This is a genomic window from Cellulosimicrobium sp. SL-1, assembly GCF_011033075.1.
GTDB lineage: Bacteria > Actinomycetota > Actinomycetes > Actinomycetales > Cellulomonadaceae > Cellulosimicrobium > Cellulosimicrobium funkei.
This window is the reverse complement of sequence record NZ_JAACJC010000015.1, coordinates 19,722-30,913: the sequence shown is the minus strand read 5'-3', so window position 1 is coordinate 30,913 and position 11,192 is coordinate 19,722. Positions and strand designations below refer to the sequence as shown.

Here is an 11,192-nt window from a genome sequence, read left to right as displayed (position 1 = left end):
GCCCGCACCTTGCCGAGCAGGCGGTCCTGGCGCGTCCGCGAGACCGGACGCGCCAGGACCGCCTGGTCGGCGAGGTTCGGGCGGGCCTCAGGAGTGCGGCACCGTCGCGGTGATGAGGGTGCCGTCCTCGCGGCGGTTGCCGGAGAGGGCGCGCAGGCTCGGGCGGCCCGGCCTGACCGGGCCCTGGCCGTCGAGCGCGACGCGCGCGACCTCGCCCGGGACGACCTTCACCTGCTCGCCCCGCACGACGACCTGCGCGCCGTCGCCGGTCTCGGCGTCGAGCTCGATCGCGTCGGGCAGCACGGTGACGCGCAGCCGCGAGCCGCGCCACTGTACGCGGAACGTGAGCGACTCCCACTCCTGGGGCAGGCGCGGGTCGAACGTGAGATCGCCCTCCGAGTCGCGCATGCCGCCGAACCCGTACGCGAGCGCGGACCACGTGCCGCCTGCGGACGCGACGTGCACGCCGTCGGACGCGTTGGCGTGCAGGTTCGCGAGGTCGACGAAGATCGACGACACGAAGTACTCGAGCGCGAGCTCGTGGTACCCCACCTCGGCCGCGACGATGGACTGCACGACGCCCGAGAGCGTCGAGTCGCCCGTCGTCAACGGGTCGTAGTACTCGAAGTCGGCGAGCTTCTCCTCGGCGCTGAAGTGCTGCCCCTGGAGGAACAGCGCGAGCACCACGTCGGCCTGCTTGAGCACCTGGTAGCGGTAGATGACGAGCGGGTGGTAGTGCAGCAGGAGGGGTCGCTTGTCCTCGGGCGTGTGCGCGAGGTCCCAGATCTCGCGCTCGAGGAAGTGCGAGTCCTGCGGGTGGATGCCGATGCTCTCGGCGTACGGGATCGACATGTGGTCGGCCGCGCGGACCCACTCCGCGGCCTCGTACGCGCCGAGCGAGAGCCGGTCCACGAGACGCGCGTAGTCCTCGGGGTGGTCGGCCTTCATGCGCTCGACGACGTACGCCGCGGCGCGCAGGTTGAAGCGCGCCATGACGTTCGTGAAGAGGTTGTCGTTGACGACGGTCGTGTACTCGTCCGGCCCGGTGACGCCGTGGATGTGGAAGTTGTCGTCGCCGTTGGCGCGCCAGAAGCCGAGGTCCTCCCACATGCGCGCCGTCTCGACGAGGATGTCCGCGGCCTCGCGGCGCAGGAAGTCCTCGTCGCCCGTCGCGCGCACGTACTGCACGAGCGCGTAGCTCACGTCGGCGTCGATGTGGTACTGCGCCGTCCCGGCCGCGTAGTAGGCGGACGCCTCCTCGCCGTTGATCGTGCGCCAGGGGAAGAGCGCGCCCTTCTGCGACAGCTCCGCGGCGCGGCGCCGGGCGGCGTCGAGCATCTGGTAGCGGAAGCGCAGCGCGTTGCGCGCGTACCGCGGGCTCGTGTACGTGAGGAACGGCAGGACGTAGATCTCGGTGTCCCAGAAGTAGTGCCCGCTGTACCCGGAGCCGGTGAGGCCCTTCGCGGGGACGCCGTTGCCCTCGGCGCGCGCCGTGGCCTGCGCGAGCTGGAACAGGTTCCAGCGCACGGCCTGCTGGACGCCCGGCTGGCCGGGGATCTCGACGTCGGAGCGGGCCCAGAAGTCGTCGAGCCACTCGCGCTGGAGCGCGAGCTGGGCCTCGACGCCGGTCTCGCGCGCCCGGTCGAGCGTGCGCCGGCAGCGGTCGACGAGCTCGCGCGACGGCACGCCGCGCGACGTGTGGTACGCGACGAGCTTGGTGAGCCGGATGGGCCGCCCGGGCTCGGCGTGCACGCGGAACACGTGCTTCGCGAGGTCGTCCTCGGCGAGCGTGCGCACGTCCCACTCGTTCTCGGTCTCGAGCAGGTCGTCGGCCGCGACGGCGAGCGTCATGCCGGAGTTGGTGCAGCGGTAGGAGAGCACGAGGCGCTCGTCGTCGCCGAACTGCGTCTGCGGTTGCAGCACGCGCCCGGTGAACTGGTTCGTCTTGCGCGGGTCGAAGCCCTCCCCCAGCGACGCGGACCGCACGTGGTACTCGTCCTGGCCGTCCTGGCGGTTGAGGATCTGGGACGAGATCGCGACGGGCGCGGCCGCGTCGAGGAGCGTGACCTCGAACGTCATGACGGCGAGGTGGCGCTCGACGAACGACACCATGCGCTGCGAGCGGATCTGCACACGCTTGCCCGACGGCGTGCGCCACAGCAGCTCGCGCCGCAGGACGCCGTCCTGGAGGTCGAGCGAGCGCTCGTAGTCGATGAGGTCCGCGACGGGCAGCAGGAGGGGCTCGTCGTCCACGTAGAGGCGGATGACCTTGGCGTCCGGGACGTTGACGATCGTCTGCCCGACGCGCGCGAAGCCGTACGCCTCCTCCGCGTGCCGGATGGGCCACGTCTCGTGGAAGCCGTTGACGAACGTGCCGTGCGAGTGGGACTCGCGGCCCTCCTCGACGTTGCCGCGCATGCCGAGGTAGCCGTTCGCGACGGCGAACAGCGTCTCGGTGACGCCGAGGTCCTCCGCGGAGAACTGCGACTCGACGAGCCGCCACGGGTCGGCCGGGAAGCGCAGGCGGTCCACGGTGCCGCGCTCGTCGGCGGTCCGGCGGATCACGCGCCCGCCTCCTCGTCGGCGGGGGCGGTCACGGCGGGACGGACGGCGTCGGCGGTCGCCGCGCGAGGACGGTCGAGGACCGTCGCGTCGAGCTCGCCGAGGTCGGCCACGACGACGTCGGCCCCGTGCGCGAGCAGCGCGTCCGCGCCCACCCCGCGGTCGACGCCGAGCACGAGCCCGAACCCACCGGCCGCGCCGGCCTGCACGCCCGACAGCGCGTCCTCCACGACGACGGCCTCCGCGGCGGGGACGTCGAGCAGCTGCGCCGCGTACAGGTACGTGTCCGGTGCGGGCTTGCCGGCGACGTGCTCGCGCGCCGCGACGTTCCCGTCCACGACGACCGCGAACCGGTGCGTGAGCCCGGCCGCCGCGAGGACGGCGGGCGTGTTGCGCGACGACGACACGACGGCGACCGCCGCGCCCGCCGCGGTCACGGCGTCGAGGAACCGGACCGAGCCCGGGTACGGCGCGATGCCCTCCTCGGCGAACATGCGGTTGACGATCTCGTCCTTGCGGTTGCCGAGCGCGCACACGGTGGACTCCCCCGGCGCGTCCGTGACCTCGCCGCGCGGCAGCGTGACGCCCCGCGACGCGAGGAACGTCGCGACGCCGTCGTACCGGGGCTTCCCGTCGATCGACGCGAAGTAGTCCGCGGCGGTGTACGGGGCGAGGCCGTGCGCGGCGCAGTAGGGCGCGAACAGCCGTTCCCAGGCGCGCATGTGGAGCTCGGCGGTCGGCGTGAGGACGCCGTCGAGGTCGAACAGCACGGCTCGCAGGACGGGCATGGAGATCCTTCGCGGTGGGGGGACGAGGGTCTGCGCCCGGCCGTTCCCGCGCCGTCCGGAGGCCGCGGGACGGCCGTCCGCACGTCGCCGTCGTGACCGTCGCGCGAGGTCAAGCGTACGCACCCGGAGCCGTGCGCGGAAAGCGCTCAGGGCGTGTCCGGGCGACGCTCAGGCGTGCGCGCGCTCGGCCAGGACGTCGGCGACGCGGCCGAGGTTCGCGAGCAGCGCACGGTGCTCGTCGGGCGTGCCGGCGACCCCGCCACCGAGGTCACCCCCGACGCCGGACCGCGGCGCGCCGAGGAGCGTCACGTCGTCGAGCGCGGGCAGCCCGAGCCCGATGCGGCGCCACGGCACGCTGACGAGGTCGGCGAGCTCGCCCAGCGCCGGCCCCGCGCACTGCGAGACCTTCGCGGGCGGCAGCGCGGCCCAGAGGCGCACGCCGCGCTCGACCGCGCGCGCGACCGTCTCCCAGGACCGCTCGTCCCACGCGCCGAGCGTCAGGCCGACCGCGTCGGCGCCCGCGAGGACGACCGGCGCGACGCCCACCCAGGCGGGGCCCACGTGGACGACCGTCGACGCGGACGCGGCGCGCGCGGCGTCGAGCACCGGGCGCAGCCCGTCCACGAGGTCCGGGCCGGGGACGGCGCGCAGGCGCGAGTAGCCCGAGAACGTGGGCAGCACGCCCGCGCCCACCTGCGCGAGCAGCGGCTCGTCCACCTGCACGACGACGTCCGCCCCCGGGACCTGGCGGCGGACCTGGGCGACGTGCTCGGCCACGCCCGCGGCGAGCGCCTCGACGACCTCGCGCACCGCGCCGCGGTCGGACAGCACGCGGTCGCCGCGCGCGAGGTACACCTCGGCGGCGAGCGTCCACGGCCCGGTGACCGTCACGGCGAGCGGCCCCGCGTACCCGGCGCCCGCGATGGTGAGCGCCTCCACGTCCTCGCGCAGGTACGCCTCCGCGCGGCGCAGGTCCGCGCCGCCGTGGTCCGCGAGCTTCCAGCCGTGGGGGCCGAGCTCGACGGGCAGCCCGGGCAGCAGCGCCGCCGTCCGCCCCGTCGCGTCGGCGCCGGGCCCGCGGCCCGGGAACTGGACGAGGAACGGCACCCCCCGCACGCCCGACGGCACGGCGGCGAGATCGCCGAGCACCGTGAGCTGTGCTTCCAGGACGTCCGCGCCATCGCCCCCGGGCCACGGCCCGAGGCCGCTCACCGCCGTCACGCCGCGCCCTCGCGTGCACACGTGCCACGCACCTCGTCACGAACCACGAGCCGTCCACCTCTCTCCAGGAGCACATCGGAACACCGAGCCGTGCCGTGACCCCGCCGGGGTCCGGGGGCCGCACGGCCGTCCCGCGGAAGGACCCCGCCATGGGCACGCACGAGAACAAGGCCGCCGCCGTCGCCGTGCACACGCACGCGATCCCGGGCAACCACGCCGACGCCGTCGCGGCGCTGCTCGCGCCGGGCTTCCGCAACCACGACGCGGCACCGGGCGGCGACGGCGGCGACGAGGGCCTCGTCGCGACCATGCACTGGTACGCGGACGCGTTCGAGGACCAGCACGTCGAGGTGCTGCACGCGGTCGCGGAGGGCGACCTCGTGGCGCTGCACGTCGAGCTCAGCGCGCGGCACACCGGCTACTTCCGCGGCGTCGCGCCGACGGGCCGCCGGTTCCGCGTCCGCGAGATGCACGTGCTCCGCTTCACCGAGGGACGCGCAGCCGAGCACTGGTGCGTGCGCGACGAGTCGGCGCTCGTGCGGGCGCTCGCTCACCCGGCGGCCGTCGGCGTCGGCTGAGCCTCCGGCTCACGCGGGGCGCCGGAGCCTCGGCCGGCCCGGTACGCCCGGTCGACCGTGCCCTGCCCGAGCACGCGCGTGCCGGCGTAGACGACGAGCGACTGACCGGCCGCGACACCCCGGAGCGGCGTGCCCGTGAGCTCGACCTCGATCGACCCGCCGGGGACGGCGCGCACGCGCGCGGGGACGGGCGCGCCGTGCGCGCGCACCTGCACCTCGACGTCGGCCGCCTCGCCCGCGGGCGGGCGCGCGTCGTCGAACCAGACGGCGGACCCCGCCTCGATCCGGTCGACGCTCAGCAGCTCGGCCGGGCCGACGACCACCCGGTTGCTCGCGGGCTGGACGTCGAGCACGTAGCGCGGGCGGCCGTCGGGCGCGGGCCGGTCGATCCCGAGCCCCTTGCGCTGCCCGACCGTGTACGCGTAGGCGCCGTCGTGCTCGCCGAGCACCGTGCCCTCCGCGTCGACGATCTCCCCCGGCCGTGCGCCGAGGCGCGCGCGCAGGAAGCCCTGGGTGTCGCCGTCGGCGACGAAGCAGATGTCGTAGGAGTCGGGCTTCGCGGAGACCGACAGGCCGCGCCGCGCCGCCTCGGCGCGGACCTCGTCCTTGGACGCGAAGCCGCCGAGCGGGAAGACCGCCCGCGCGAGCCGCTCGGGACCCATGACCGCGAGGACGTAGGACTGGTCCTTCGCCGTGTTCGGGGAGCGGTGCAGCTCGCGCACCGTGCGCACCCCGTCCGGCGCGGACGCGTCGGGGACCTCGCGCGTCTCGACGCGCGCGTAGTGGCCCGTCGCGACGGCGTCGAACCCGAGCGCGGTCGCCTTGTCGAGCAGCGCCTCGAACTTGATGTGCTCGTTGCAGCGCACGCACGGGTTGGGCGTGCGCCCGGCCTCGTACTCGGCGAGGAAGTCGGCGACCACCGTGTCCTCGAACCGCTCGGAGAGGTCCCACACGTAGTACGGGATGCCGAGCACGTCGGCCGCGCGGCGCGCGTCCCCCGCGTCCTCGATCGAGCAGCACCCGCGCGAGCCGGTGCGGAACTGGTCCCGGTCGCGCGAGAGCGCCATGTGCACGCCGACCACCTCGTGCCCGGCCTCGACCGCGAGCGCCGCGGCGACGGCCGAGTCGACGCCGCCCGACATGGCGGCCAGGACCCTCACGCGGCGCCTCCCGTGCGGCTCGTGACGCGCGTGCGCGCCGGGCTCGACGCGAGGCCCGCGGCCCGGGCGCGCTCGACGGCTCGGGGCAGGGCGTCGAGGAGGCGCGCGACGTCGTCGCGCGTCGACGTCACGCCGAGCGAGAAGCGGAGCGCACCCCGCGCGTCCGCCTCGGGGACGCCCATGGCGAGCAGGACGTGCGACGGCTGCGGCACGCCGGCCTGGCACGCCGAGCCGGTCGAGGCCTGCACGCCCGCGGAGTCGAGCAGGTAGAGCAGGGAGTCGCCCTCGGCCCCGGGGAAGGTGAAGTGCGCGTTGCCGGGCAGGCGGTCGACGTCGTCGTGCGCGCCGGGCTCGGGTCCGCTGAGCACGGCGTCCGGGACGCGCTCGCGCACGCCCGCGACGAGCTCGTCGCGCAGCGCGGCGAGGTGCGCGGCCCGCTCGGCCCGGTGCGCGACCGCCTCGGTGACCGCGACGCCGAACGCGCGGATCGCGGGGGCGTCGAGCGTCCCCGAGCGCACGCCGCGCTCCTGGCCGCCGCCGTGCAGCACGGGCGTGAGCGGGGCGTCGCGCCGGGCGACGAGCGCGCCGACTCCGACCGGGCCGCCGAGCTTGTGCCCGGAGACGGTCATCGCGTCGAGACCGCTCGCGGCGAAGTCGACCGGCACCTGCCCGACGGCCTGCACGGCGTCGGAGTGCACCGGGATGCCGTGCGGGCGCGCGAGCTGCACGACCTCCGGCACGGGCTGCAACGTCCCCACCTCGTTGTTGGCCCACATGACGGAGATCAGGGCGATCTCGTCCGCGTGCTCCGCGATCTCGGCGCGCAGGGCGGCGAGGTCCACGCGCCCCTCGGCGTCCACGGGCAGCAGGACGATCTCGGCGCCCGCGTGCTCCGCCATCCAGAACGCGGGGTCGAGCACCGCGTGGTGCTCGACGGCGGACACGACGATGCGCCGCCGGCGCGGGTCGGTCGTGCGGCGGCCCCAGAACAGGCCCTTGACCGCGAGGTTGTCGGCCTCCGTGCCGCCCGCCGTGAAGACGACCTCGCTCGGTCGCGCGCCGAGCGCGGCGGCGACCGACTCGCGCGCCTCCTCGACCGTGCGCCGCGCGGCGCGCCCCGCGGCGTGCAGCGACGACGGGTTGCCCGTGCGGGTCAGCTCGTCGACGAACGCGTCGCGCGCCGCCGGGGACAGCGGCGTCGTGGCGGCGTGGTCGAGGTACGCCGTCACGGGGACGGGGGTCGGCCCGCCGTGCGCGCCGGGGCGGGCGCCGGTCACGGGGCCGGGAGCAGGGGTCACGGTCACCCAGTCTACGAACCGCGGGGCGACACTCGCGGTCCGAGGGGTGGGCGGCGCTGGACATCCCGGCGGAAACCGCTAGGTTGTGGGCATCTACGCCCGGCCGTCGCCGGGTGCTCGCCCTGGTCGCAGGACCGCCGTCGCGCGCCACACGTCGCCGCGGGACGGGAACGTGCCGCGGGCGGGACCGTCCAGCCACCGACAGGGGAAGTGGCCTCTCGATGCCCGACGACGTCGCGCCGCCCGCCGTCGAGGCCGCCGGGGACGTCCCGGTCGCCTCGGGCGGCCGACGCCTGCGCTGGGCCGACCTGCCGCTCGCGCTGCGCGACGAGCTGGAGGCGGTCGCCGGGGGCAGGGTCGTGCACGAGCGGTCGGTCCCGGCGGGGTTCAGCCCGGGGCTCGCGTCCGTCCTCACGCTCGACGACGGCAGCCGCCTCTTCGTCAAGGCCGCTCGGACCGCCGACGAGCCCGTGGCCGCCGACCTGCACCGCGCCGAGGCGAAGGTCGCGACGCGGCTGCCCCGCGCGGTCCCGGCGCCGCGCTTCGCGTGGGGCCACGGCGACGGCGACTGGGTCGCGCTCGCGTACGAGGCGGTCGACGGGCGCTCGCCCGGCACGCCGTGGGACCCGCACGAGCTCGACCGCGTGCTCGCGGCGCTCGTCCGCGTCGCGTCCGTGCCCGGCGCCCGGGCGATGCGCCTGCCGCCGACCGGCCCCGACTTCGCCGACATGGCGACCGGCTGGCGGGCTCTGCGCGCGCACCCCGACGCCGGCCTCGCCACGCTCGTGCCCTGGGCCGCGGAGCACCTCGACGCGCTCGCCGAGGCTGAGCGCGGGGCGCTCGTCGCGTGCGAGGGCGAGTCGTTCGTGCACGGCGACCTGCGCGCCGACAACGTGCTGCTGACCCCGGAGAAGGTGTACCTCGTGGACTGGCCGTACGCGTCGCGCGGCGCCGCGTGGCTCGACCTCGCGATGCTCCTGCCGAGCGTCGTCATGCAGGGCGTCCGGGACGTGTGCGAGCCCGTCACGGTGAGCGCCGACCCGGCGCGACGCGCGCGCGGGGGCGCCTGGGCGGCTGCGACGTTCGCCGCGCACCCGCTCGGCCAGGACGTGCACCCCACGGACCTGCGCGCCGTCGTCGCCGGGATCGCCGGGTACTTCCTGCACTCCGCGCGGCAGCCCGCGATCCCGACCGTCCCCCGCCTGCGACCGTTCCAGCGCGCCCAGGGCGTCGCGGCCGTCGCGTGGCTGGAGCAGCTCGGGCTCTGAGCGCGGGCGGGCCCCGGCGCCGTCGTGGCGCCGGGGCCGTCGTGGCGTCAGGGCCGTCGTGGCGTCAGGGCCCGGGCGTCAGTCCTGCCAGACCTGCACGACCGCGGGCCGCGGCCCGGCGAAGGCTCCCGGCGGCACCGGGGCGCCCGGCGTGAGGTAGTCCGGGAAGTGCGACACCTGCGCGTCAAACGTCCCGTCCTCGCCGGGGTGCTGCACCGCGACGTAGACCATGCGGTCCGCCGAGTCCACGACGGGCCCGCACGTCTCGGCGCCGCGCGGCACCGAGAGGAACTGCTCGACCCGCCCGCGCTCGCGGCCGTCGGGCGTGACCTTGAACAGCCCGTCGCACTTCTGGATCGTGCTCGGCTGGCCGTCCGTCGAGATCCACAGATTGCCCTCGGCGTCGAACGCGAGGTTGTCCGGGCAGGAGATCGGGGAGACCTTCTCCTTCGGGTAACCCGAGAAGTAGGTGGAGGTGTTCGTCGCGGGGTCGCCCGCGACCAGCAGCAGGTTCCAGCGGAAGGTCAGCGACGCGGCGTCGTCGCGGTCCTCGACGATCTCCACGACGTGCCCGTCGCGGTTGGTGTTGCGCGGGTTCGGCTCGGTCGCGGCCTCGGCCGCCGCCGGCCCGCGCGCGGTGTTGTTGGTGCACGCGACGTAGACGCGACCCGTGACCGGGTTGGGCTCGACGTCCTCGGGGCGGTCCATCTTCGTCGCCCCCACCTTGTCGGCCGCGACGCGCGTGTAGACGAGCACCTCCTCGAGGCTCATGCCCTCGACCTCGCTGCGGCCGTCGACGACGAGCGGGACCCACTCGCCCCAGCCGTCGAACGCGCCGTCGGACGGCACCGCGCCCGACCCGTCGATCTCGGACGCCGGCGAGTCGCCGCGGAACCGCGCGACGTACAGCGAGCCCTCGGTGAGCAGCGCCTTGTTGTGGCGGCGCGCGCCCTCGCTGTTCCCCGGGCGCATCGTGCGCGACGAGACGAACTTGTACACGTAGTCGAAGCGCTCGTCGTCGCCCATGTACGCGACCGCGTTCCCCCGCCGCGACAGGATCACGTTGGCGCCCTCGTGCTTGAACCGGCCGAGCGCGGTGTGCTTCACCGGCGGCTCGTCGGGCGCGTACGGGTCGATCTCGACGATCCAGCCGAACCGGTTCGGCTCGTTCTCGTACCCGGGGTTGCGGGCGTCGAACCGCGGGTCGTCGAGCTCCCACCCGTACCCGGTCGCGGCGTCGCGCAGGCCGTAGCGCGCGTCGTGGCCCGTGCCCGACGTGCGGAAGTAGCCGTTGTAGTTCTCCTCGCCCGAGAGCACGGTGCCCCACGGGGTCGTGCCGCCCGCGCAGTTGTTGAGCGTGCCCAGCACGCGCGTCCCCGACGGGTCGGCGACCGTCTTGACGAGGTCCGACCCCGCGACGGGCCCGGTGAGGCGAAACTCGGTCCCGAGGTGCACCCGGCGGTTGTACCGGCTGTCGGCCACGTAGTCCCACGGCGTCCCGGTCCGACGACGGCGCACCTCGACGACGGACATGCCGTGCGCCGCGCGCTCGATCGCCCGGCGCGTCGGGGCGTCGTACGAGGCGTCGAACATGATCGCCGGGTTCGTGTACTCGTGGTTCGCGACGAGCAGCCCGCGCGTCCCCCGGCCCGGCCCCTTCCCCGCGCCACGGCCGCCGGCGAGGGCGTGCTGGCGCTCGAACGGCAGGATGTCGAGGTAGTCGTTGTTGTAGCCGAACTGCCGCGCCTGCTGCTCCGGGGTCTGGCGCGAGACGTCGAACGGCGCCCCGCCGCGCAGGATCGGGTCGCCCCAGCGGATCACCGGGCGCCACCGGTAGCCCTCGGGGACGACGAGCGCGTCGCGCGTCGCGGGCTGGGGCGAGATCGCGCCGAACGCGAGGCCCTTCTGCGGGCGGCCACCGCCGTGGCCGCCGTGCGCCACGACGTCCTGGGCGGCGGCGGACGGCGCGGCGACGGTCTGGGCGCCGAGCACGACGGCCGCGGCTCCCACCGCGAGCCCGCCGAGCAGCGCGCGGCGCGACAGCGCGCCCGCGACCACGTCGCGGAACGTCTCGTTCGCGCTCTCGTTGGGGACCGGGTGCGAGCACGCGTCCGCGCACTTCAGCCGGCAGGTGACGGGGCTGCGCTTGCCGCGCGCGTGCGGCGCGACGGAGAGCAGGGGGCGATGCTCAGGGGCAGGCGTGATCGTCATCGGTCGTCTCCACGGGTCGGGGGGCCTCCCCGTCACCGGGGAGTCGGCCCGACGCTAGGAACGATCGATGACCGGCCGGCCACCGCCCGGAGGACACCGGGTGAAC

The 11,192-nt window shown here is 75.6% G+C and carries 8 protein-coding genes; 2 read left to right on the top strand and 6 right to left on the bottom strand.

From position 1 onward, the window contains the following. Positions 1–87: 87 nt before the first annotated feature. The 3 genes from GWJ10_RS19235 to GWJ10_RS19225 all read right to left on the bottom strand — a co-directional run bounded on the left by GWJ10_RS19235 (position 88) and on the right by GWJ10_RS19225 (position 4,571). Positions 88–2,565 carry a glycosyl hydrolase family 65 protein gene (locus GWJ10_RS19235; protein WP_043656207.1) on the bottom strand — a complete coding sequence of 826 codons (2,478 nt, stop codon included), beginning with the start codon at positions 2,563–2,565 and terminating at the stop codon, positions 88–90. Then, positions 2,562–3,350, bottom strand: a complete 789-nt coding sequence (locus GWJ10_RS19230; protein WP_061268720.1) for a beta-phosphoglucomutase family hydrolase — start codon at positions 3,348–3,350, stop codon at positions 2,562–2,564. The genes GWJ10_RS19235 and GWJ10_RS19230 overlap by 4 nt, the downstream gene beginning before the upstream one ends. Before the next feature lie 168 nt (positions 3,351–3,518). Continuing rightward, a complete protein-coding gene (locus tag GWJ10_RS19225; RefSeq protein ID WP_163188929.1) occupies positions 3,519–4,571 on the bottom strand; it encodes a hypothetical protein in 1,053 nt (350 codons plus the stop codon). 149 nt (positions 4,572–4,720) lie between these two features. Here GWJ10_RS19225 and GWJ10_RS19220 point away from each other — a divergent pair, with 149 nt between their 5' ends. Beyond that, positions 4,721–5,149 carry an ester cyclase gene (locus GWJ10_RS19220; protein WP_163188928.1) on the top strand — a complete coding sequence of 143 codons (429 nt, stop codon included), beginning with the start codon at positions 4,721–4,723 and terminating at the stop codon, positions 5,147–5,149. Here the strand turns inward: GWJ10_RS19220 and mnmA are convergent. Beyond that, on the bottom strand, positions 5,122–6,309 hold the full coding sequence (mnmA, locus tag GWJ10_RS19215) for a tRNA 2-thiouridine(34) synthase MnmA (protein ID WP_061268717.1): 1,188 nt from the start codon (positions 6,307–6,309) through the stop codon (positions 5,122–5,124). The two genes, GWJ10_RS19220 and mnmA, sit on opposite strands and share 28 nt — an antisense overlap. After that, positions 6,306–7,538: a cysteine desulfurase family protein gene (locus GWJ10_RS19210; RefSeq protein ID WP_163188941.1), complete on the bottom strand. Its 1,233-nt coding sequence runs from the start codon at positions 7,536–7,538 to the stop codon at positions 6,306–6,308. The genes mnmA and GWJ10_RS19210 overlap by 4 nt, the downstream gene beginning before the upstream one ends. 290 nt (positions 7,539–7,828) lie before the next feature. On the opposite strand from GWJ10_RS19210, the gene GWJ10_RS19205 reads away from it, so the two are divergent. Then, complete coding sequence (locus GWJ10_RS19205; RefSeq protein WP_163188927.1) at positions 7,829–8,875, top strand: aminoglycoside phosphotransferase family protein; 1,047 nt, start codon at positions 7,829–7,831, stop codon at positions 8,873–8,875. A gap of 78 nt (positions 8,876–8,953) precedes the next feature. On the opposite strand, the gene GWJ10_RS19200 is transcribed toward GWJ10_RS19205, so the two are convergent. After that, positions 8,954–11,086, bottom strand: a complete 2,133-nt coding sequence (locus tag GWJ10_RS19200) for a PhoX family phosphatase (RefSeq protein ID WP_163188926.1) — start codon at positions 11,084–11,086, stop codon at positions 8,954–8,956. Positions 11,087–11,192 lie beyond the last annotated feature (106 nt).

Excerpts from the sequence above, each read along its gene's own strand:
- GWJ10_RS19220 (WP_163188928.1), top strand. The coding sequence starts at position 4,721 with ATGGGCACGCACGAGAACAAGGCCGCCGCCGTCGCCGTGCACACGCAC.
- GWJ10_RS19200 (WP_163188926.1), bottom strand. The coding sequence starts at position 11,086 with ATGACGATCACGCCTGCCCCTGAGCATCGCCCCCTGCTCTCCGTCGCG.
- GWJ10_RS19230 (WP_061268720.1), bottom strand. The coding sequence starts at position 3,350 with ATGCCCGTCCTGCGAGCCGTGCTGTTCGACCTCGACGGCGTCCTCACG.
- GWJ10_RS19205 (WP_163188927.1), top strand. The coding sequence starts at position 7,829 with ATGCCCGACGACGTCGCGCCGCCCGCCGTCGAGGCCGCCGGGGACGTC.